Here is a 20793-nt window from a genome sequence, read left to right as displayed (position 1 = left end):
CCGGTCAGCGCGAGATCTGCTCGAGCGCGCGCTGCAGTCGCGCCACCGCGGCATCCACGTCGGCGAGCTTGTCGAGCCCGAACAGCCCCACCCGGAACGTCGAGAAGCTCTCCGGTTCCTCGCAGTGCAGCGGCACACCGGCGGCCACCTGCACGCCGTGATCCTTGAACGCCGCGCCGCTGCGCAGCGCGGGATCGGCGGTGTGCACGACGACGACCGTGGGGGCGGCGAAGGCGGATGCCGCGACCGACGGCAGCCCGTGCTCGGCCAGCAGCGCGCGCACGCGGCTGCCCAGCTCGAGCTGCGCCGCGCGCAGCGTGTCGTAACCGCGCTCGCGCGTCTCGATCATCTGGACGAGGTTGCGGGCGATCGTGTCGGTGGGCATCGTCGAGTGATACCCGGGAGTGCCGTCCCGGTAGCCGTCGGCGATCGCCCGCCAGCGCCCGAGGTCGAGGGAGAAGCTCGTGGCGGTGCCGGATGCCACGGCCTGCCGGCCGCGCTCCCCCAGCATCACGTAGCCGACACCCGGGGAGCCGCTCCAGCCCTTCTGCGGCGCGGAGATCAGCACGTCCACACCGCTGGCGCGCATGTCGACCCACATCGCTCCCGACGCGATGCAGTCCAGCACGAGCACGCCGCCGACCTCGTGCACGGCGTCGGCGAGCGCACGGACGTAGTCATCGGGCAGGATGATGCCGGCCGCAGTCTCCACGTGCGGGGCGAAGACCACCTGCGGGCGCTTCGCGCGGATCGCGGCGACGACCTCGTCGATGGGGGCGGGGCTCCACGCGGCCTGCGCGTCGTCACTGTCCGGGCGCGCCAGACATACCGTGACGTCGCTGGCCACGTCGCCCATCTCGAGGATCTGCGACCAGCGGTACGAGAACAGGCCGTTGCGCACGATGAGCACGCGCCGACCGGTCGCCAGCTGACGCGCGACCGATTCCATCGCGAAGCTGCCGCCGCCGTTGACCAGCGCCGCGCTGTCGGCACCGTACGCCTCGCAGAGGATCTCGAGGCTCTGCTGCATGACGCGCGTGAAGCGGGCCGACATGTGATTGAGCGAGCGGTCGGTGAACACCACCGAGTACTCGAGCAGTCCGTCGGGGTCGATGTCAGCGTGCGACAGAGTCATGCGTCCACTCTGTCACGCGGCGCCGGTCGAGGTGCTGCCCTGCGTGGACTGCCGCGCTAGCGTGAGCACCATGCGCATCCTCATCATCGGCGGCACGGGCAACATCAGCTCCTACGTGACGCAGCTCGCGGCATCGCTCGGTCACGACGTGACCGTGCTCAATCGGGGCAGGAGCAGCGTGCCCGCCGGTGTGCGGTGCCTCACCGGCGACGCGGCTGACCCGGACTCGATCGAGGCGGCCGTCGGGTCGCAGACCTTCGACGTGGTCGCGAACTTCCGCAGCTTCTCCCCGCAGCAGGCGGCCGATGACATCCGGATCTTCGCGGGACGCACCGGCCAGTACCTCTACATCTCCAGCGCATCGACGTACCAGAAGCCGATCGCTCAGCTGCCGATCGTCGAGTCGACGCCGCTGCGCAATCCGTTCTGGCAGTACTCCCGCGACAAGATCGCCAGCGAGGACCTTCTGGTCGCGGCGTACCGTGCATCCGGCTTCCCGGTCACCATCGTGCGGCCGAGCCACACGTACGGTCCCTCGCTCATCCCCCTCGAGGGCGGATGGACGGCACTGCAGCGCATCCGCGACGGCCGGCCGGTGGTCGTGCACGGCGACGGCACGAGCTGGTGGACGCTCACGCACTCGCGCGATTTCGCTCCGGCATTCGTGGGACTGTTCGGCAACCCGCACGCGATCGGCCAGGCGGTGCACATCACGAGCGATGAGAGCCTCACCTGGGACGAGATCGTGCGGCTGCTCGCACGCCCTCTCGGCCGTGAGCCGGAGATCGTGCACGTCTCATCCGATGCCATCGCACGCGAGCTGCCGGAGGTCGGGCCGGGGCTGGTCGGTGACAAGGCGCACTCGGTGCTGTTCGACAACACCCGCATCAAGCAGCTGGTGCCCGGATGGGTCGCGACGACGCCCTTCGCCGACGGTGCGCGCGAGATCGTCGAGTGGCACCTGGCTGACCGCTCTCGTCAGAGGGTCGACGCGGAGCTCGATGCGGCATTCGACCGGCTGATCGAGAAGCACGGGCGATGACAGGTCCGGGCACGATCGGTGCGACCGGCTGGACTGATGATGTGGAGCCTAGGAGATTCGAACTCCTGACATCTTGCTTGCAAAGCAAGCGCTCTACCAACTGAGCTAAGGCCCCGTACGGCGTGGACACCGCGGGATTTCCGCGAACGGAGTGGGGCTACCAGGACTTGAACCTGGGACCTCTTCATTATCAGTGAAGCGCTCTAACCGCCTGAGCTATAGCCCCGTCAACCTCCAAGACTTTACCGGATGCAGCGGTCGAAAAGCGAATCGAGCCCGGCCTGCGCGCAGGCCGGGCGTTTCCGACTCACTCCGCCCGGTCCCCTGCCCTCAGCGTCGCCGACCCTGCCGACACCGAACCGCTGATCCGGTGCGAGCTGGAGGCACTCTCGTCGAGCCTGCTGTCGAGCGACCCCGCGCTCACATCACGGCGCACGTCGTAGGCGCGATCCGGCACGGTCAGGTCGAAGTCGCCCGCCGACACCGAGAAGACCACGGTGTCCGGAGCGTCGGACAGCGTCGACACCGCCCGCCCCGCATTGACGTTGTACTCGGCGGTCGCGACTCCGGACAACGCGATGTCGGCGCTCCCCGCGTTCAGCTCGGCGACCAGGTCCCGCGCCGAGCCGTCGACTGTCAGTGCGCCGGCATCCACACCGACCTCGAGCTCGTCGAAGACGCCGTCGACGCGCAGCGCGCCGGCCTGCACCGAGAAGTCACCGTCGAGGCCGCGAAGCTCGTCGGGAAGCACGAGGGTTGCCCGCTCCTCACCCCGCAGCCAGTCGGGGCTCCACCAGTCGAAACCGCGGTCCGGCCCGCGCACCTCGAGCTGATCTCCGTCACGGCGCAGGGTCCAGCCCGTGGCGGCCGCGCCCTCCACGCGCAGCTCGATCCGCTCGACATCGCCGAACTCCACCCGCATGTCGGCTCGATCCACCTCCAGGTCGACCGCTCTCGCCCCTGCGGCGTCGGCGGTGAGCTGGCCGGACTGCGGCCCGATCCGCTGCACGCCGGTCACCGCCGCCGAGGCGGCCGAGGCGAGCAGCACCGCCCCACCGAAGGCTGCGACCACCACGGTCAGCGCACCGATGCTCTTGTTCGTCGTGCCGCTCATCGCAGCCCTCCCTTGATGCCGTGGCCGGTGTCAGCCGGACCGATGTTCTCGATGTGCGCGAGTGCGGCGAGCACTCGGCGGTTGCCGTCCTCAGGATCGAGGCCCAGCTTCTGGAAGATCGCGGTGATGTGCTTCTCGACGCTGGCCTCGCTGAGGAAGAGCAGGCGCGCGATTGCGCTGTTCGACTTGCCTTCGGCGATCAGCGCCAGCACGGTGCGCTCGCGCTCGGTGAGCCGCAGCATCCGCTCGTCGCGGTTGCGCCGGGTGAGCAGCTGCGAGACGACCTCAGGGTCGAGCACCGTCGCGCCGGCGGCGATGCGCTCCACGGACTCGATGAACTCCGCCACGTCGGCCACGCGATCCTTGAGCAGATAGCCCAGCGCACCGCCCGGTGCTGGCCGGTTCTGCGTGGCGATGAGATCGCTCGCGTAGCGCTCCTCCACGTACTGCGAGAGCACGAGGATCGGCAGCGGGGGATGCGCCGCGCGGATGGCGAGCGCCGCGCGGATGCCCTCGTCGGTGAACGTCGGCGGCAGGCGCACATCGAGGATGGCCAGGTCGGGAGCGGATGCCGTGACGGCATCCATCAGGCCGACGGTGTCGGGCAGGGCGGCGACCACCTCGTGTCCGGCGTCTTCCAGCAGGCGCACCAGCCCCTCGCGCAGCAGCACCGAGTCCTCGCAGATCAGGATGCGCATGGCACCGTCACCTCGAGACTGGTGGGACCGCCCATCGGGCTGTCCAGGCGGCAGGTGCCCCCTGCGGCCAGCACACGATTGGTGATGCCGTCGAGCCCGCCGCCGGGCTGCACCTGTGCACCGCCCAGGCCGTTGTCCTCGACGCGCGCCCACAGGCCGCCCGCGCGGCTGCGCACCACTACGCGGCATTCACTGGCGCGCGAGTGCTTCGCCGCGTTGGTCAGCGATTCGGCGATGGCGAAGTAGACGGCGGCCTCGGCGTCGCGGCATCCCGCACCATGAAGCGAGGGGTCGATGCGCACGTCGAGCTGCACGGGGATGTGCGAGCGTCCAGCGAGCGCCGAGAGGGCGGCATCGAGTCCGCGGTCGTCGAGCACGGAGGTGTGGATGCCGCGCGCGAGCTGGCGCAGCTCGGTGATGGCGGCCTTGGTGGAGGTGTGCGCCTCGTCGATGAGCACCTTCGCGGATGTGGGATCCGCGTCGATCTTCTGCTTGGCCAGGCCGAGCGTCATCCCCACCGACACCAGTCGCGGCTGGACGCCGTCGTGCAGATCGCGCTCGATGCGCGTGCGCTCGAGCTCGGCGGCGCGCACCGCGCCCGCTCGCTGCGCAGTGCTGGTGCGCACCTGTGCGGCCAGCTCCGCCTCCCGGCTCGGGATGACCAGGGCTCTGCTGAGCACGCGGTGCAGCAGTGCGAGGCCGACGATTCCGGCCGCTCCCGCGATGACGCCGACGATGCCGACCAGCGGCGCCCATTCCGCACCGAGATAGCTGCCGAATGGTCCTTCCACGCTGCCCTCGCGGCCGAGCGGGGCGAAGGCGAAGAAGATCGACCAGATGATGCCCCAGAACAGTCGCAGCACGACGGTGCCGGCGATGCAGGCGAGCACGAAGTTGAGGATCGCGCGCCACATGCGTCCGTCGACGGACTGGCGGGCGACGTTGCGCAACCAGCCGCCGAACCCCGGCCGGGTCCGCTCGCGCCAGCGCAGGTCCGGCAGAGGTGCGCTGTACAGACCCGCGATCCGGCGCACCTCGAACCAGGCGACCCCGAACAGTCCGTACACGACGCCCAGCAGCACGATCACGCCGATGCCGAAGACGAACAGCAGCGCCAGACCCACGCCGAACATCGTGGTGAGGATGGCGAACGCCGCCGTGCCGACAGCACCGAGGGCGGCCAGCTCGAGGATCGTGAGCACGATGCGCAGCGGCACGGGGCGCGCAGCTCTTGTCGCGGCGGGCGGGACCGGGGCAGCGGCAGGTGGCGGGGGAGTCGGATCGGTGGTCATGTCACCACGGTACGGTTCCCGCGTCTCTTGCTACCACGGGGCCATCCCGAGATCCCGGTTACGGTTTTCCCTACCCCGGGGCGTCACCAGGCGCTCGTGCGCGGAGCCGGCATCCGCGCCTCCTTCCCACCCGGGCGCGGGCATGCTTCACTGACCTCATGAGCACGACGTCCTCGCATCCGCATGAGCCACACGGTACCGGCCTCGGCCAGCGATTGAACTGGCTGCGCGCGGGGGTGCTCGGCGCGAACGACGGGATCGTCTCTGTCGCCTCGCTCGTCGTCGGCGTCGCCGGCGCGACCACCGACAGCGCGGCGCTGCTGATCGCGGGACTCGCCGGACTCGTCGGCGGCGCGATATCGATGGCGCTGGGGGAGTACGTCTCGGTCAGCAGTCAGCGCGACAGCGAACGCGCGCTCATCGAGAAGGAACGCGAAGAGCTGCGCACCATGCCCGAGGAGGAGCTGGCGGAGCTCGCCGAGCTGTACCGGCATCGCGGTCTGAGCGAGCAGACCGCGCAGCAGGTAGCGGTCGAGCTGACCGCACACGACGCCCTCGCCGCCCACCTCGAGGTCGAGCTCGGCATCGACCAGCACGACCTGGTCAACCCGTGGCACGCCGCCTTGTCCTCGGCGGTGTCGTTCACCATCGGCGCGCTGCTGCCGCTGCTGGCCATCCTGCTGCCGCCGCCTGGGTGGCGCGTGCCGGTCACCTTCGCGGCAGTGCTGATCGCCCTCGCGCTGACCGGGACGATCTCGGCACGGGTGGGCGGGTCGTCGCGGCGACGCGCGGCAGTGCGGCTCGTGGTCGGCGGAGCGCTCGCGCTGGCGGTGACGTGGCTGATCGGCTCGCTGCTGGGCACGACCGGGGTCGTGTGACCTCGCCGCCGGGCGGGGATCGCCGGCTCAGTTGGACATGAAGCCGACGAGCAGACCGCCGGTGACCTTGACCGCGAGGTTGTAGATCCCCGCGATCACCGCGCCGAGCACGGTGAACACGATCAGGTTGAGGATCGACACCACAGCACCGAAGGCCATCACCTGCGGCAGGCCGATGAGGCTCTCGAGGTCGACGGTGCCATCGGTCAACGTGTCGAGGAACTCACCGGTCTGGGCGAGCACGTTCGTCGCCTGCAGCACCATGAAGATGAGGAAGAACGACACCATCGTCACGATCGCCAGCGCGACCGCGCCCAGGAACGACAGCTTCACCGCCGACCAGAAGTCCACGTAGACCAGACGCAGGCGAACCTGCTTGCCGCTGGTCTTGCGTGTGGACTTCTTCGCCAGCTTGTCAGCGACTGTGCTCATGTATCGGTGCTCTCTTCGGATCAGGCTTCAGGAGTGTCTGCGGGTGTGGTGGCCGGCTCGGAGACCTCGATCTCACCCAGCGACTCGTCCTCTTCGTCGATGCCGCGCTCGCTGTTGCGTGCGACGGCGAGGATGCGGTCGTCACCCGACATCCGGGCGAACACGACGCCCATGGTGTCGCGGCCCTTGGCGGGCACCTCGGCCACGGCAGAGCGTACCACCTTGCCGCTGGAGAGAACCACCAAGACCTCGTCGTCCTCCGAGACGATGAGACCGCCCGCGAGCACGCCCCGCTCGTCGTTCAGCTTGGCCACCTTGATGCCGGTTCCGCCGCGCTTCTGCACCTTGTACTCATCCACGCTCGTGCGCTTCGCGTAGCCGCCGTCGGTGACGGTGAAGACGAACGAGTCGTGCGAGACGACGGATGCCGAGAGCAGGCAGTCGTTCTCGTCCCTGAACTTCATGCCGCGCACACCCTCGGTCGCGCGGCCCATCGGCCGCAGCGCCTCATCTGTCGCGTGGAAGCGCACCGACATGCCCTTCGCACTGATGAGCAGGATGTCCTCGTCGGAGTTGACGAGCTTCGCGCTCACCAGCTCATCGCCCTCGCGCAGTCGGATCGCGATCACACCGCCCTGACGGTTGGTGTCGTAGTCGCCCAGCCGGGTCTTCTTCACCAGGCCGCTGCGGGTGGCCAGCGACAGGTAGTCCTTCGCCGCGTAATCGCTGATGGCCAGCACCTGGGCGATCTTCTCGTCGGGCTGCAGCGCCAGCAGGTTGGCGACGTGCTGCCCCTTGGCATCCCGCCCCGCCTCGGGCACCTCGTAGGTCTTTGTGCGGTAGACCCGGCCCTTGTCGGTGAAGAAGAGCAGCCAGTGGTGCGTGGTGGTGACGAAGAAGTGCTCGACGAGATCGTCGGCGCGCAGCTGCGCGCCCTTGACTCCCTTGCCGCCGCGGTGCTGCGAGCGGTAGTTGTCGCTTCGGGTGCGCTTGATGTAGCCCTCGCGGGTGACGGTGACGACCATCTCCTCGACGGGGATGAGGTCCTCCATCGACATGTCGCCGTCGAAGCCGTGCAGGATGTGCGTGCGACGCTCGTCGCCGAAGCGGTCGACGATCTCGGTGAGCTCGTGGCGCACGATCTCGCGCTGACGCGACTCGGTGGCGATGATCTCCTTGTAGTCGGCGATCTTCGTCTCGAGCTCGGTCGCCTCGTCGATGATCTTCTGCCGCTCGAGCGCCGCGAGCCGGCGCAGCTGCATGTCGAGGATGGCCTGGGCCTGATCGTCGTCGATGTCGAGCAGGGCCTTCAGTCCCTCGCGCGCTTCGTCGACGGTGGGGGAGCGGCGGATCAGCGCGATGACCTCGTCGAGGGCGTCGAGGGCCTTCAGGTATCCCCGCAGGATGTGCATGCGCACCTGCGCCTTGCGCAGGCGGTACGCGGTGCGCCGCACGATCACGTCGAGCTGGTGGTCGAGCCAGTGCGTGATGAAGCCGTCGATCGCGAGCGTGCGCGGCACGCCGTCGACGATCGCGAGCATGTTCGCGCCGAAGTTCTCCTGCAGCTGGGTGTGCTTGTACAGGTTGTTCAGCACGACCTTGGCGACCGCGTCGCGCTTGAGCACGACGACCAGGCGCTGACCGGTGCGGTCGGAGGACTCGTCGCGGATGTCGGCGATGCCGGTGATCTTGCCGTCGCGGGCGAGGTCGCCGATCTTCACGGCGAGGTTGTCGGGGTTGACCTGGTACGGCAGCTCGGTGATCACCAGGCAGGTGCGGCCCTGGATCTCCTCGACCTCGACGATCGCGCGCATGGTGATCGAGCCGCGGCCGGTGCGGTACGCCTCGTGGATGCCCTTGGTGCCGAGGATCTGCGCCCCGGTGGGGAAGTCCGGCCCGGGGATGCGCTGGATGAGCCCTTCGAGCAGCTCCTCACGCGGCAGCTGCGGGTTCTCGAGCGCCCAGAGCGCTGCGGCCGAGACCTCGCGCAGGTTGTGCGGCGGGATGTTGGTCGCCATGCCGACCGCGATGCCGATCGAGCCGTTCACGAGCAGGTTCGGGAACCGTGCCGGCAGCACGTCGGGTTCCTGGGTCTGGCCGTCGTAGTTCGGCGAGAAGTCGACGGTGTCCTCTTCGATGTCGCGCACCATCTCGAGCGCGAGCGGGGCCATCTTCGTCTCGGTGTATCGGGGAGCCGCGGCGCCCATGTTGCCGGGGGAGCCGAAGTTGCCCTGACCGAGCGCGAGCGGGTAGCGCAACGACCACGGCTGCACGAGACGCACGAGGGTGTCGTAGATCGCGGTGTCGCCGTGCGGGTGGTACTGGCCCATCACCTCGCCGACGACGCGCGCGCACTTCGAGAACGACTTGTCGGGGCGGAAGCCGCCGTCGTACATGCCGTACAGCACGCGGCGGTGCACCGGCTTGAGGCCGTCGCGCACGTCAGGCAGCGCGCGACCCACGATGACCGCCATCGCGTAGTCGAGGTACGACCGCTGCATCTCGGACTGCAGGTCGACCTGGTTGATGCGGCCGTGCTCGTGGCCCGCGGTGATGTCGGGGCGTTCTTCGTCAGTCATGTTCTTTCCTGAAGCTCGTCGCGACGTCAGATGTCGAGGAAGCGGACGTCCTTCGCGTTGCGCTGGATGAACGTGCGTCGAGACTCGACGTCCTCACCCATCAGCACGCTGAAGATCTCGTCCGCCGCAGCCGCGTCGTCGATGGTGATCTGGCGGAGAGTGCGCGTGGTGTGATCCATCGTCGTCTCCCACAGCTCCTTGGCGTTCATCTCGCCCAGACCCTTGTAGCGCTGCACACCGGCATCCTTCGGAAGTCGCTTGCCGTTCTCGGCGCCGTGCGCGAGCAGCGCATCGCGCTCGGCGTCGGAGTACACATACTCGTGCGGCGCGTTGGTCCACTTCAGCCGGTACAGCGGCGGCATCGCGAGGTACACGAAACCCGCCTCGATGAGTCCGCGCATGTAGCGGAACAGCAGGGTCAGCAGCAGCGTGGTGATGTGCTGTCCGTCGACGTCGGCATCCGCCATCAGCACGATCTTGTGGTACCGCGCCTTCTCGATGTCGAAGTCCTCGCCGATACCGGTGCCGAACGCCTGGATCATCGCCTGGACCTCGCGGTTGCCCAGCGCCTTGTCCAGACGAGCCCGCTCGACGTTGAGGATCTTGCCGCGCAGCGCGAGGATCGCCTGGGTGTGCGGGTCGCGGCCCTGTACGGCGGATCCGCCGGCCGAGTCACCCTCGACGAGGAAGATCTCACTGATCGAGGGGTCCTTGCTCGTGCAGTCCTTGAGCTTGTCGGGCATCGCGGCCGACTCGAACACGCTCTTGCGGCGTGCGGTCTCGCGCGCCTTGCGGGCGGCGATGCGGGCGGTCGCCGCGTCGATCGCCTTGCGGATCACGTTCTTCGCCTGCTGCGGGTTGCGGTCGAACCAGTCGCCGAGCTGATCGTTGACGATCTTCTGCGTGAAGGTCTTCGCCTCGGTGTTGCCGAGCTTGGTCTTGGTCTGCCCCTCGAACTGCGGCTCGCCGAGCTTGATGGAGATGACCGCGGTGAGCCCCTCGCGTACGTCGTCGCCGGAGAGGTTGTCGTCCTTCTCCTTGAGCAGGTTGTTCGCCCGCGCGTAGCGGTTGACCAGACTGGTCAGTGCGGCGCGGAAGCCCTCTTCGTGTGTGCCACCCTCGTGGGTGTTGATGGTGTTGGCGTAGGTGAACACGTTCTCGGTGTACGAGGTGGTCCACTGCATCGCGAGCTCGAGCGAGATCTTGCGCTGGGTGTCCTCGGCCTCGAAGGAGATGATCTCCTCGTTGACGACCTCGGCCTTGCGCACCTTGTTCAGGTACTCGACGTAGTCGACCAGTCCGCGCTCGTAGAGGAAGACGTCGGACGGCTGGCGGGTGACGAGGGTGCCGTCGACCTCCTCCTCGAGGGCGGATGCCGGACGCTCGTCGTTCAGCGCGATGCGGAGCCCCTTGTTCAGGAACGCCATCTGCTGGAAGCGCGTGCGCAGCGTGTCGTACTCGAACTCGACCGTCTCGGTGAAGATAGACGGATCGGGCCAGAAGGTGATGGTCGTACCGGTCTCATCGGTCGCCTCGCCCTTCTCGAGCTGCTGCTGCGGCACGCCGCCCTCGGCGAAGCGATGCCGCCAGACGAAGCCCTTCTGCCGCACCTCGACGTCGAAGCGGGTGGAGAGCGCGTTGACTACCGACGAGCCGACGCCGTGCAGACCACCGGAGACGGCGTAGGCGCCGCCGCCGAACTTGCCTCCGGCGTGCAGGATCGTCAGCACGACCTCGACCGTCGACTTGTTCGGGTCTGAGGAGTGCGGATCGACGGGGATGCCGCGGCCGTTGTCGACCACGCGGATCGCGCCGTCTTCGAGGATCGTCACCTCGATGTTGTCGGCGTGCCCGGCGAGCGCCTCGTCGACTGAGTTGTCGACGATCTCGTAGACGAGGTGGTGCAGACCACGCGGACCGGTCGAGCCGATGTACATACCGGGGCGCTTGCGCACCGCCTCGAGACCCTCGAGGATCTGGATCTGATCGGCGCCGTAGTCGCCGGAGACCTTCGAGGAGCTGTTCTCGGTCGTCGGGCCCGACGTCGGGTCGTGCTCAGAGCTTGTCGAAGGATCTTCAGGCGTCATAGGAAATGGTTCTCCACTCGAAAGTACCCCTCCATTCTAGAGGGTTTCCAGCAGGCGTATGCGCCTCAAACGCCGTGTGTGCGCTTCTGAGCGCTTGAGGGGTGGGGCGTGATGCCCTACCCGTAGGTATCCCGTGGGCCCCGCCCGGGGACAACACGCGGACCCCATTTCCATGACGGGACGTCCGGGCCGATGAAGCGGATGTTCTGCACTCCGGCATCCGGGTACCGATTCGTGATCTCGGTCATGATCACGCCGCGCATGAACTGCAGGTTCTTCGCCCATGCCGTGGAGTCGCACTTGACGGTGAGCACGCCGCGCTCGAGCGAGACCGGCTCGGAGTGCTTGGCGGTGTCGGCGCCAGCGAGTTCGGCCCACTGCCGCACGAGGTCCTCTGCGGCCAGCGTCTTCTCCCACCCGGAGTCCTTGGTCAGCTTCGCCAGCACATCACCGAGCATGCCCGGATCGCGCCCCTTGGTGAACGGGGCGTTGTCGTCGTCGGCCTGGACGCGCTTGCGCCGCTTCCAGTTCTTCGAGCTCGGCTTCAGACCGCGCAGGCGCAGATAAGTGGCCACGGTCTCCGGCGGGTTCGGCCCTTCGCCGGGCTCAGGGACCCAGGTCATCGGCTTCCTGCCTCTCGTCGCTGATCGTGCCCGCGGTGATGCGCACCACGTGCCGGTGCAGCGCGTCCGGGATGTCGTTCTCGACCGCCGCAGTGACGATGACCTGCTCGTAGCCGGAGGTCAGCGCCGCCAGGCGCTGACGCCGATCGGCATCCAGTTCCGCGAACACATCGTCGAGGATGAGCACGGGATCGCCCGCCGGCGACTCCGTCCGCAGAAGCTGTGCGGATGCCAGTCGCAGCGCGAGCGCGACCGACCAGGACTCGCCATGGGACGCATATCCCTTCACGGGAAGATCGCGCACCCGCAGCACGAGATCGTCGCGGTGCGGTCCGACCAGCGTGAGACCGCGCTCGATCTCCTTGCTCCGCTTGGCGTGCAGCGCCGCGCGGAACTGGTCGGCGATCTCCCCTCGGGGATCGGCCACGGCATCCGCGTCGTCATCGGCGTCGTCCTCCGGGTCCGCCCCACGCACCGACAGCGCCCATTCCAGCTGCGGACGGTGATCGGCGCCCGCGATGGCCGCGTACGCATCGGCCACCGGACCCTGCAGGTCGGCGGCCAGGCGCAGCCGCGCGTGAATGATCTCCGAGCCCAGCGCGACCAGCTTGTCGTCCCACACATCCAGGGTCGACAGTCCCTCGCCGCGCACGCCGCGGGCGCGCGCGGACTTCAGCAGCGCCGTGCGCTGACGCAGCACGCGCTCGTAGTCCGCGATCACGCCGGCCATGCGCGGGGTGCGCTGAATCAGCATCTGATCAGCGAATCTTCTGCGCGCGGAGGGATCTCCGCGCACGATCTGCAGGTCTTCCGGCGCGAACAGCACGACGTGCGCGTAGCGCGGCAGCTCGTTGGTCTTCGACGGCGATCCGTTGATGCGCGCCTTATTGGTGCCCTGCCTGTTCAGCTGGACTTCCACCAGCACCTTGCGCTCGCCGTGAGCGAGGCGAGCGCGGATGACGGCGAAGTCCTTATCGTCCTTCACCATGGGCGCATCGGAGGAGACCCGGTGCGACCCGAGGGTGGCGAGGAAGACGATGGCCTCCGCGAGATTCGTCTTGCCCTGCCCGTTGCTGCCGACCAGCACGTTCGGACCCCGGTGCAGCGCGAGATCGGCGGTCGCGTAATTGCGGAAATCGACCAGGTTCAGGTGCTCCACAATCACCGCTTCAGCCTATCCTCGGCGTCTGACGTCGGCCCCAGTACCTTCTAGTCCGGCCCCGGGACCTCGTCTGCCGGCCCGAGAACCTCGTCGTCTAGCTCCCTGAGCCGGTCGAAGGGTCCCTGAGCCGGTCGAAGGGTCACCGCAGCAGGAGGTTGGGCTGCAGCAAGTACTTGAACGAGTCCAGGCCCGCCTGGTCGACCGAGGTCTGACTCGTGACGAGCACCGGGCTGAGCTTGTTGGCGTTGTCGCTCGAGGTGAAGGTCACGCGGGTGAACTCGCTCTTCACCGCTCCGAGCGCCTCGAGAAGGTACTGCGGGTTCAGCCCGAGCGTCACCTCGTCACCCCCGTTGAGGTGCGCATCGACCGACTCGGATGCCCGCGCCTGCTCGCTGCCGGACGCGTCCATCGTGACGCCGTCGGCGGCGAAGGTGAACCGCAGCGGCGCCGAACGGTCGAGCACGAGGGCGACGCGGCGGACCGCCTCGATGAGCTCAGCGGTGTTGACGACGGCGTAGTGATCGGTCTGCTCGGGGAAGAGCCGGCGCACCGGCGGGAAGTTGCCCTTGATCAGCAGCGATGTGACCGTCTTGTTGCCGGCGGTGAAGGCGATGATCTCGCGATCGCCGGCGCCTGAGAAAGCCACTTCGATGTTCCCGGCGTGGGAGAACGTCTTGCCGACCTCGGTCAGTGTGCGCGCCGGCACCAGCGCCGACTGCTCGGCGACCTCGCCGTCCCAGGGCACGTCACGCAGTGAGACGCGGTACCGGTCGGTCGCCACCAGGCTGAGATTGTGACCCGACACCTCGAGCTGCACGCCGGTCAGCACCGGGGTGACATCGTCGCGGGATGCAGCGAACGCGACCTGAGCGATCGCAGTGGCGAAGTCTTCGGCCGGCACGACGCCGGTGGAACCGCTCACTTCGGGAATCGACGGGTATTCCTCGACAGGCATGGCTGCGAGCGTGAACCGCGCCGAGCCGCAGGTCACGGCCACGCCCCCGTCCTCCTCGACGGCGATCTCGATCGGCGCGTTGGGCAGCCGGCTCGCGATGTCCGAGAGCAGTCGCCCGTGCACGAGGATCGTGCCGGCCTCGTCGACAGTGGCCTCGATGGTCGTGCGTGCGGACGCCTCGTAGTCGAAGGCCGAGAGGGTGAGTCCCGCCTCGGATGCCTCGATCAGCACACCCGCGAGGATCGGCTGCGGGTTGCGCTGCGGCAGCAGCTTGACGACGAAGGACACAGCCTCGCTGAACACATCGCGGTTGACCTGGAACCTCACGGGCGCTCCCTCGTTGTACCTCTGCCGCTGCAGCGGGCGCACTGCAGGCGATCCCATGCTAGTCGCACCGATCCTCCGACCCGCTACCGCGCAGGGCCCGCAGGCCCGGTGCGATCCACACCCATCTGGTCATCGATAGATCCTTGACATGATGGAAATCTCTTAACGGTGTTAACAACTGTGGATTGTGTGGATAACTCGGTGGATAGCAGTCAAGAGTAGGTAACTACATCCGTGTCAGATGTGGACTCCCTGAGGAATCCGCGGTTTTCCGAGGTACGGGGCATCTGGGAAGCGGCGATGGTTATCCACAGGAGGGGGTGCTGGACGGCATCCGCAGACCGATGTTTCCACAAGTTATCCACAGCCCCTGCGGAGAACCACACGAATTCTGCCGCTGAGCAGGCGTGTCGTTCCGTCAGCGCCGGCTGATCTGAGTGGTGATCTCGGTCACCTGGTTGTACAGCGAACGGCGCTCTTTCATCAGCTCGCTGATCTTCTTGCACGCGTACATGACGGTGGTGTGATCGCGGTTGCCGAAGAGCTGACCGATCTTCGGCAGCGAGAGGCTGGTGCGCTCACGGCAGAGGTACATCGCGATCTGCCGAGCGGTCGCGATCTGCTGCGAGCGGCTCGAGCCGTACAGGTCGTCGACGGTGAGCTTGAAGTAGGCCGCGGTGGCCGTGATGATGTCGGTCGGCGAGATGATGTTGTCTTCGGTGGTGTCGACGATGTCGCGCAGCACGGTCTGGGCCAGCGAGATGTCGAGCATCGAGCGGTTCAGGCTGGCGAACGCCGAGACGCGGATGAGGGCGCCCTCGAGCTCGCGGATGTTCGACGACACGACGGTGGCGATGTACTCGAGCACTTCGTCGGGGATGTGCAGCGACTCGCTCTGCGCCTTCTTGCGCAGGATCGCGATGCGGGTCTCGAGATCGGGCGCCTGCACGTCGGTGATCAGACCCCACTCGAAGCGGCTGCGCATGCGGTCCTCGAACCCGGTCAGCAGCTTGGGTGCGACGTCACTTGTGATCACGACCTGCTTGTTGTGATCGTGCAGCTGGTTGAAGGTGTGGAAGAACGCCTCCTGCGTCTCGGCGCGACCCTGCAGGAACTGGATGTCGTCGATCAGCAGGATGTCGACCTCGCGGTACCGGCTCTGGAACGCGGCGCCGCGGTTGTTCGCGATCGAGTTGATGAAGTCGTTCGTGAACTCCTCGCTGGAGACGTACCGCACCTTCACGCCGGCGTACAGCGACTGAGCGTAGTCGCCGATCGCATGCAGCAGGTGCGTCTTGCCCAGACCGGAGTCGCCGTAGATGAACAGCGGGTTGTACGCCTTGGCGGGAGCCTCGGCCACCGCGACCGCCGCAGCATGGGCGAAGCGGTTCGACTGGCCGATCACGAAGTTGTCGAAGGTGTACTTCGGGTTCAAGCGGGATTCGTGACGCAGTGGCGCAGGCTGCTGCTCCATCGGCGACTCGATGCGCACTGGCTCGGGCGCGGCGAATTCCGGTACGGCGATCGGCGCAGTCGGCTGGTCGATGAGCTCGTGGTTGACCACCGTGCGATACGAGGTGACTTCGTCGCCGATGCCCGAGAGCGCTTCCATCATCGGCACACGCAGGCGCTTGTTGATCTGTGCGGCGGTGAGGTCGTTGGGCACGTCGAGGTAGAGCACCCCGCCCATCACGCCCGCAGGCACCACGAGGCTGAGGAAGCCGTGCAGTTGAGGGCTGACCCGATCGTCGTCGGCGAGGCGATCGAGAAGGGTGGACCAGATCGGCACGTCGGGATGGGGTGCAGGGATCATGATGCTCCGGCGGGTTGGGGAGCGGGGCGGGTTCTCCCCTGTGGATAACGTCGGATGCCACGGTAGTCACCACCCGTCGCGAGGGCAAGCCGACCGCGGAAAGACGGGGGAGTGTCGCGCGAAGAGGGGGTCTCCACAGTTGTGGATAATGAGTGTGCGCAACTCGGTGCACGCAGGGTGGCATCCGGTGCCGTCTCTTCGCCGTGTCCTCCGGCGGATTTGCCCTGCGCCGCGGCAGGTCGTACCATAAATCGGTTGACTTATGCCGTTATGGCAGTACCCCCCGTCTCCGGATGCTGAACCCCGGTGACACCATTCCCGGAGTGATTCCATGAGCAAGCGCACTTTCCAGCCCAACAACCGTCGTCGCGCCAAGAAGCACGGCTTCCGCGCCCGCATGCGCACCCGCGCCGGCCGCGCCATCCTCTCGGCCCGCCGCGCGAAGGGTCGCACCGAGCTCTCGGCGTAGCGCCCAGTGCTCGCCCGCCCGAATCGTCTGACCCGCGGCGTCGACTATCGACAGGTGGTGCGCCGCGGCACACGATGCGGCGGCCCGCGTCTGATCACCTCGGTGCTGCCAGGCGTCGAGCAGCGGGCCCCCCGGTTCGGGTTCATCATCAGCAAGCAGGTAGGAACCGCCGTGGTTCGCAACACCGTCCGCCGTCGACTGAAGGCGGCGTGTGCGGAGTTCGTCGACATGGTTCCGGAGGGCACGGATGTCGTCATCCGTGCCCTTCCTGCATCCGCCGGGGCTGAGTTCTCCGCCCTTCGGACCGATGTCGAGCGGTGCCTGCGCCGCGTGCTGTCCACATCGGCACGGGCATGAGCGCCCTGCCGTCGTACGCGTTCGGAACAGCGCGGTTCCAGGCATCCGATCTCGTGCGCGGCATCCTGCTCCTGCCGCGCAATCTCGTTCTCGGGGTTCTCGCGCTGTACCGCGCGGTCATCTCACCTCTCTATGGGGACGTGTGCAGGTACTACCCGTCCTGTTCCGCGTACGCTGTAGGGGCGGTTCAGCAGAACGGCGCCCTGTGGGGAGCGGTGCTCTCGGCTTGGCGCATCCTGCGGTGCAATCCGTGGAGCAAGGGCGGCGTCGACGACGTCCGTCCGCACGCTCACTTCCGATACGACCTGACCCGGCACGGGCTCGTCGTACCTGCTCGAAAGGACTGAACAGTGGGTCTTGACCTTCTGCTCGCGAACTCACCCTCGCCTGACTCGAACGCCGGCGGTTTCGACCTCTTCGGTGCGATCCTGTGGCCGCTGAAATGGGCCGTCGAGCTGATCCTCGTCGCATGGCACTGGCTGCTCACCACGCTGGGGATGGCACCGGCCGAGGGCATCACCTGGGTGCTGTCGATCGTCGGTCTGGTGATCGTGGTGCGCGCAGCAGTGTTCCCGCTGTTCGTCAAGCAGATCAAGAGCCAGCGGAAGATGATGGAAATCGCTCCTGAACTGCGAAAAGTTCAGGAGAAGTACCGCGGCAAGAAGGATCAGCTCTCTCGAGAGGCGATGAGCCGCGAGACCATGGCGCTGTATAAGAAGCACGGTACGACCCCGATGTCGAGCTGTCTGCCGCTGCTGGTGCAGATGCCGATCTTCTTTGCGCTGTTCAGCGTGCTGCGCGACGTGGGGATGCACGCCCAGGCGGGCAGCGGTGGTGTGGGCCTGCTGAATACCGAGCTGACCAGGGAGTTCTACGACGCGAAGCTGTTCGGGACGGTCTCTCTGCACGAGACGCTCGGCGACGCCTGGAACTCGGGCAACACCCCGGCGATCGTGCTGCTGGTGATCCTGGTGGTGCTGATGATCGTCTCGCAGTTCTTCACGCAGCTGCAGATCATCTCGAAGAACCTGTCGCCGGAGGCCAAGACCGGCCAGGCGTACCAGATGCAGAAGATCATGCTCTACGTGCTGCCGCTGGGCTTCATCTTCTCGGGCGTGTTCTTCCCGCTCGGCGTGGTGATGTACTGGTTCGTTTCGAACCTGTGGACCATGGCGCAGCAGTTCCTCGTCATCCGTGAGATGCCGACGCCGGGCTCGGAAGCCGCGAAGGCTCGTGAGGAGCGTCTCGCTCGCAAGGGCAAGGCCATCAACGCGCAGGGCAAGGTCGTGCCGATGGAGGTCTACCGGGCCGAGGAGCAGCGCAAGCTCGAAGAGGTCGAGAAGACGAAGGCGGATGCACCCAAGCGCGAGCAGCCGATGAGCAAGAAGCGCGCCAAGAAGAAGGGGACGAACTGATGACGACCGACGAAGTGAACGTCTCGCCCTCGGATGAAGAACTCGAGCATGAGGGTGACGTCGCCGCTGACTTCATCGAGGAGCTGCTGGACATCGCCGACATCGACGGCGATCTGAACCTCGACGTCCGACAGGGGCGCGCATATGTGTCGGTCGAGGCGGACGGGGGCGGGCTGTCGCTGCTGTCGGCGCCCGAGACCGTGCAGGCGCTGCAGGAGCTGACGCGGCTGGCCGTCCAGAACAAGACCGGTTCGTTCTCGCGCATGATCCTCGACATCGGGGGTTCGCGGGATGCGCGCAGGCGCCAGCTCGAGGCGCTCGTGGACGCCGCGGAGGCGAAGCTGGATGACGGTGCCACCCAGGCTTCGCTGCCCGCGATGTCGAGCTACGAGCGCAAGCTGGTGCATGACATCGTCTCCGAGCGCGGCCTGGTGTCGGAGTCGTACGGCGAGGGTGCCGACCGGCACACGGTGATCTCGCGCGGCTGATGTTTCACGTGGAACGGGCGTTTCCCGGTCGTTGAGCGGCGGTCGTCTGCCGGTCGTTGAGCGAGCGAGGCGAGCCGAAACGCTAATTGCTTCCGGTCGTTGAGCGAGCGACGCGAGCCGAAACGCACCTAACCGCGCTCAACCCCTTCTCCCACCAATCAGGAGCCCCCATGCCCGACACCTCCGTCGAACTCGAACCCGCCGCTGCTGCCGTGCTGTTCGGCGATCGCATCGGGCTTGCGCGTCGTTTCACTGCCGCGCTGGCACAAGAGGGTGAGCTTCGAGGGCTGATCGGACCGCTTGAGCTGCCGCGCATCTGGACTCGCCATGTATTGAATTCAGCAATCGCTGCCCCGCTGTTCCATGGCTCTGTCGCTGACGTGGGCTCCGGCGCCGGCCTTCCCGGCATCGTGTTGGCGATCAGCCGGCCCGACGTGCAATGGACGTTGATCGAGCCGATGGAACGACGCACTCTCTGGCTGAATGAGCAGGTCGACGCCCTGGGCCTCGATAACGTGACGGTTATGCGTGCGCGGGCGGAGGACGTCGGGCTGGAGTTCGACGTCGTGACGGCACGGGCGGTGAGCGCCTTGCGGACGTTGGTCCCGATCACTGCACCTCTGGTCAAGGATGGGGGAGAGCTGCTCCTGCTCAAGGGGCAGAACGCCGCGGCCGAGATCGAGGCTGCGCAGAAGGTGCTCAAGAAGCACAAGGTGACGGGTGTCACGGTGGAGCTTCTCGGTGAGGGCGTGCTCAGTGAGACCACGCGAGTAGTACGCGCGCGCGTGCGCGCCTGATTTCGGCCCGGTCGTTGAGCGAGGAGCGCACCGGCGGGTCGGAACGCCGGCTCCATCGCAAATTCCCGCGACATTCCGCACTTCGCGGAAGTTATCCACAGCAACTGTGCCCATGGGGATAACTCGGCTGGGTGTCGGCGTACAGTTCGTCGATGACCGGTTACACCTACATTCTCCGTTGCGCGGACGGCACCTTCTACGCGGGGAGTACTCGCAACCTTGATGACCGCCTGGCTGCACACGCACAGGGGTTGGGAAGTGATTACACCACTGACCGACGTCCGCTTGAGGTGGTGTGGTCTGCGGAGTTCGGCCGCATTGACGAAGCATTTTGGCTCGAGAAGCAGATCCAGGGGTGGAGCCACGCGAAGCGACTGGCGCTCATTGAGGGCGGCTTCGACGCGATCAAGGGCTGGAGTGCGCGAGAGCGCGCGCTCCGCCGTAGTCCCTGAGTAGGAGTTTCACGTGAAACGACGCTCCTCGCAACCCGGTCGTTGAGCGAGCGAAGCGAGTCGAAACGTGCACCTCATCGTCCGCTTCATTGCTGCGCTCCTCGAAGGGGTATCGGTCGTTGAGCGAGCGAAGCGAGTCGAAACGTACTTCTCCCGCATTTCGTCTCGTCGCTGCGCTCCTCGCTCAATGACCGGGACAACCACGGTGTTTCACGTGAAACGCTACGCCGCCCTCCATTTCGTCTTGTCGCTTCGAGCGGAGCGAGTCGAAACGTACTTGTTTTGCATTTCGTCTCGTCGCTGCGCTCCTCGCTCAATGACCGGGGACACCCACGGTGTTTCACGTGAAACGCCCCGGCGAACAAGCCGCCGGCCCGCTGCGCTCCCTGGAAGGGGTATCGGTCGTTGAGCGAGCGTAGCGAGTCGAAACGGACTTGTTCCGCATTTCGGCTCGTCGCTTCGCTCCTCGCTCAATGACCGCGCACGGTTTATGAGCGAGCGGAGCGAGTCGAAGCGCTGCCCTCCCGCATTTCGTCTCGTCGCTGCGCTCCTCGCTCAATGACCGGAAGCGTCGGGCGTGTTTCACGTGAAACGTCTCGTCGCTGCGCTCCTCGCTCAATGACCGAGGGGGTGCGGGGCTCGCTCGGTGAACGGGGGGAGAGGGAGCGTCACGTAGAG

General features: G+C 66.9%; 20 protein-coding genes and 2 tRNA genes. 9 read left to right on the top strand and 13 right to left on the bottom strand.

What is annotated here, in order from left to right; genetic code table 11:
• Nucleotides 1–4 precede the first annotated feature (4 nt).
• A complete protein-coding gene (locus WFG93_RS02440; protein ID WP_336644720.1) occupies nt 5–1135 on the bottom strand; it encodes an alanine--glyoxylate aminotransferase family protein in 1131 nt (376 codons plus the stop codon).
• A 70-nt stretch (nt 1136–1205) separates the two neighbouring features.
• Here WFG93_RS02440 and WFG93_RS02435 point away from each other — a divergent pair, with 70 nt between their 5' ends.
• Nucleotides 1206–2177: an SDR family oxidoreductase gene (locus WFG93_RS02435; protein WP_336644719.1), complete on the top strand. Its 972-nt coding sequence runs from the start codon at nt 1206–1208 to the stop codon at nt 2175–2177.
• A gap of 42 nt (nt 2178–2219) precedes the next feature.
• On the opposite strand, the gene WFG93_RS02430 is transcribed toward WFG93_RS02435, so the two are convergent.
• The 5 genes from WFG93_RS02430 to WFG93_RS02410 all read right to left on the bottom strand — a co-directional run bounded on the left by WFG93_RS02430 (nt 2220) and on the right by WFG93_RS02410 (nt 5281).
• Nucleotides 2220–2292, bottom strand: a tRNA-Ala gene (locus tag WFG93_RS02430).
• 37 nt (nt 2293–2329) lie between these two features.
• A tRNA-Ile gene (locus WFG93_RS02425) sits at nt 2330–2403 on the bottom strand.
• A gap of 81 nt (nt 2404–2484) precedes the next feature.
• Entirely contained in the window at nt 2485–3291 is an 807-nt protein-coding gene (locus WFG93_RS02420; RefSeq protein WP_336644718.1) for a hypothetical protein, read from the bottom strand.
• A complete protein-coding gene (locus WFG93_RS02415; protein ID WP_336644717.1) occupies nt 3288–3989 on the bottom strand; it encodes a response regulator transcription factor in 702 nt (233 codons plus the stop codon). Before WFG93_RS02415 ends, WFG93_RS02420 begins: the two co-directional genes overlap by 4 nt.
• A complete protein-coding gene (locus tag WFG93_RS02410) occupies nt 3977–5281 on the bottom strand; it encodes a sensor histidine kinase (RefSeq protein ID WP_336644716.1) in 1305 nt (434 codons plus the stop codon). Before WFG93_RS02410 ends, WFG93_RS02415 begins: the two co-directional genes overlap by 13 nt.
• 158 nt (nt 5282–5439) lie before the next feature.
• Between WFG93_RS02410 and WFG93_RS02405 the strand changes: the two genes are divergently transcribed.
• Complete coding sequence (locus tag WFG93_RS02405) at nt 5440–6159, top strand: VIT1/CCC1 transporter family protein (RefSeq protein ID WP_336644715.1); 720 nt, start codon at nt 5440–5442, stop codon at nt 6157–6159.
• Between the two features lie 27 nt (nt 6160–6186).
• Here WFG93_RS02405 and WFG93_RS02400 read toward each other — a convergent pair whose 3' ends face one another.
• The 7 genes from WFG93_RS02400 to dnaA form a co-directional block, all read right to left on the bottom strand.
• Nucleotides 6187–6591 (bottom strand): DUF3566 domain-containing protein, encoded by a 405-nt coding sequence (locus WFG93_RS02400; protein WP_336644714.1) that lies wholly within the window; start codon nt 6589–6591, stop codon nt 6187–6189.
• A 20-nt stretch (nt 6592–6611) separates the two neighbouring features.
• Nucleotides 6612–9170 (bottom strand): DNA gyrase subunit A, encoded by a 2559-nt coding sequence (gene gyrA / locus WFG93_RS02395; RefSeq protein WP_336644713.1) that lies wholly within the window; start codon nt 9168–9170, stop codon nt 6612–6614.
• A gap of 26 nt (nt 9171–9196) precedes the next feature.
• Nucleotides 9197–11257 carry a DNA topoisomerase (ATP-hydrolyzing) subunit B gene (gyrB, locus tag WFG93_RS02390; RefSeq protein WP_336644712.1) on the bottom strand — a complete coding sequence of 687 codons (2061 nt, stop codon included), beginning with the start codon at nt 11255–11257 and terminating at the stop codon, nt 9197–9199.
• Nucleotides 11258–11373: 116 nt separating this feature from the next.
• Nucleotides 11374–11880 (bottom strand): DUF721 domain-containing protein, encoded by a 507-nt coding sequence (locus tag WFG93_RS02385; protein WP_336644711.1) that lies wholly within the window; start codon nt 11878–11880, stop codon nt 11374–11376.
• Nucleotides 11864–13045: a DNA replication/repair protein RecF gene (gene recF / locus WFG93_RS02380; protein ID WP_336644710.1), complete on the bottom strand. Its 1182-nt coding sequence runs from the start codon at nt 13043–13045 to the stop codon at nt 11864–11866. The genes WFG93_RS02385 and recF overlap by 17 nt, the downstream gene beginning before the upstream one ends.
• A gap of 136 nt (nt 13046–13181) precedes the next feature.
• Entirely contained in the window at nt 13182–14324 is a 1143-nt protein-coding gene (gene dnaN / locus WFG93_RS02375; RefSeq protein ID WP_336644709.1) for a DNA polymerase III subunit beta, read from the bottom strand.
• A 418-nt stretch (nt 14325–14742) separates the two neighbouring features.
• Nucleotides 14743–16137 carry a chromosomal replication initiator protein DnaA gene (gene dnaA, locus WFG93_RS02370; RefSeq protein ID WP_336644708.1) on the bottom strand — a complete coding sequence of 465 codons (1395 nt, stop codon included), beginning with the start codon at nt 16135–16137 and terminating at the stop codon, nt 14743–14745.
• A 331-nt stretch (nt 16138–16468) separates the two neighbouring features.
• Between dnaA and rpmH the strand changes: the two genes are divergently transcribed.
• The 7 genes from rpmH to WFG93_RS02335 all read left to right on the top strand — a co-directional run bounded on the left by rpmH (nt 16469) and on the right by WFG93_RS02335 (nt 20115).
• Nucleotides 16469–16606, top strand: a complete 138-nt coding sequence (rpmH, locus tag WFG93_RS02365; protein ID WP_022879826.1) for a 50S ribosomal protein L34 — start codon at nt 16469–16471, stop codon at nt 16604–16606.
• 6 nt (nt 16607–16612) lie between these two features.
• A complete protein-coding gene (rnpA, locus tag WFG93_RS02360) occupies nt 16613–16963 on the top strand; it encodes a ribonuclease P protein component (protein WP_336644707.1) in 351 nt (116 codons plus the stop codon).
• The gene (gene yidD, locus WFG93_RS02355) at nt 16960–17310 is read left to right on the top strand and encodes a membrane protein insertion efficiency factor YidD (protein WP_336644706.1); all 351 of its coding nucleotides are present in this window, start codon (nt 16960–16962) and stop codon (nt 17308–17310) included. The genes rnpA and yidD overlap by 4 nt, the downstream gene beginning before the upstream one ends.
• Nucleotides 17311–17313: 3 nt before the next feature.
• Nucleotides 17314–18378 (top strand): membrane protein insertase YidC, encoded by a 1065-nt coding sequence (gene yidC, locus WFG93_RS02350; RefSeq protein WP_336644705.1) that lies wholly within the window; start codon nt 17314–17316, stop codon nt 18376–18378.
• Nucleotides 18378–18866 carry a Jag family protein gene (locus WFG93_RS02345; RefSeq protein ID WP_336644704.1) on the top strand — a complete coding sequence of 163 codons (489 nt, stop codon included), beginning with the start codon at nt 18378–18380 and terminating at the stop codon, nt 18864–18866. The genes yidC and WFG93_RS02345 overlap by 1 nt, the downstream gene beginning before the upstream one ends.
• A gap of 170 nt (nt 18867–19036) precedes the next feature.
• A complete protein-coding gene (gene rsmG / locus WFG93_RS02340; protein WP_336644703.1) occupies nt 19037–19663 on the top strand; it encodes a 16S rRNA (guanine(527)-N(7))-methyltransferase RsmG in 627 nt (208 codons plus the stop codon).
• Between the two features lie 152 nt (nt 19664–19815).
• Entirely contained in the window at nt 19816–20115 is a 300-nt protein-coding gene (locus tag WFG93_RS02335; protein WP_336644702.1) for a GIY-YIG nuclease family protein, read from the top strand.
• Nucleotides 20116–20793: the final 678 nt, after the last annotated feature.

The sequence above is a fragment of the Microbacterium sp. USHLN186 genome (genome assembly GCF_037145155.1).
Classification (GTDB): Bacteria; Actinomycetota; Actinomycetes; order Actinomycetales; family Microbacteriaceae; genus Microbacterium.
The sequence above is the reverse complement of the archived record's forward strand: the minus strand, read 5'-3'. Positions and strand labels throughout refer to the sequence as shown.

Bases quoted from the DNA above. Each gene is read 5' to 3' on its own strand.
- gyrA (WP_336644713.1), bottom strand. From the start codon at position 9,170: ATGACTGACGAAGAACGCCCCGACATCACCGCGGGCCACGAGCACGGC.
- rpmH (WP_022879826.1), top strand. From the start codon at position 16,469: ATGAGCAAGCGCACTTTCCAGCCCAACAACCGTCGTCGCGCCAAGAAG.
- dnaA (WP_336644708.1), bottom strand. From the start codon at position 16,137: ATGATCCCTGCACCCCATCCCGACGTGCCGATCTGGTCCACCCTTCTC.
- gyrB (WP_336644712.1), bottom strand. From the start codon at position 11,257: ATGACGCCTGAAGATCCTTCGACAAGCTCTGAGCACGACCCGACGTCG.
- WFG93_RS02435 (WP_336644719.1), top strand. From the start codon at position 1,206: ATGCGCATCCTCATCATCGGCGGCACGGGCAACATCAGCTCCTACGTG.
- WFG93_RS02335 (WP_336644702.1), top strand. From the start codon at position 19,816: ATGACCGGTTACACCTACATTCTCCGTTGCGCGGACGGCACCTTCTAC.
- WFG93_RS02440 (WP_336644720.1), bottom strand. From the start codon at position 1,135: ATGACTCTGTCGCACGCTGACATCGACCCCGACGGACTGCTCGAGTAC.
- WFG93_RS02400 (WP_336644714.1), bottom strand. From the start codon at position 6,591: ATGAGCACAGTCGCTGACAAGCTGGCGAAGAAGTCCACACGCAAGACC.
- rsmG (WP_336644703.1), top strand. From the start codon at position 19,037: ATGCCCGACACCTCCGTCGAACTCGAACCCGCCGCTGCTGCCGTGCTG.
- WFG93_RS02420 (WP_336644718.1), bottom strand. From the start codon at position 3,291: ATGAGCGGCACGACGAACAAGAGCATCGGTGCGCTGACCGTGGTGGTC.
- yidD (WP_336644706.1), top strand. From the start codon at position 16,960: ATGAGCGCCCTGCCGTCGTACGCGTTCGGAACAGCGCGGTTCCAGGCA.
- WFG93_RS02385 (WP_336644711.1), bottom strand. From the start codon at position 11,880: ATGACCTGGGTCCCTGAGCCCGGCGAAGGGCCGAACCCGCCGGAGACC.
- WFG93_RS02405 (WP_336644715.1), top strand. From the start codon at position 5,440: ATGAGCACGACGTCCTCGCATCCGCATGAGCCACACGGTACCGGCCTC.
- WFG93_RS02410 (WP_336644716.1), bottom strand. From the start codon at position 5,281: ATGACCACCGATCCGACTCCCCCGCCACCTGCCGCTGCCCCGGTCCCG.
- WFG93_RS02345 (WP_336644704.1), top strand. From the start codon at position 18,378: ATGACGACCGACGAAGTGAACGTCTCGCCCTCGGATGAAGAACTCGAG.
- WFG93_RS02415 (WP_336644717.1), bottom strand. From the start codon at position 3,989: ATGCGCATCCTGATCTGCGAGGACTCGGTGCTGCTGCGCGAGGGGCTG.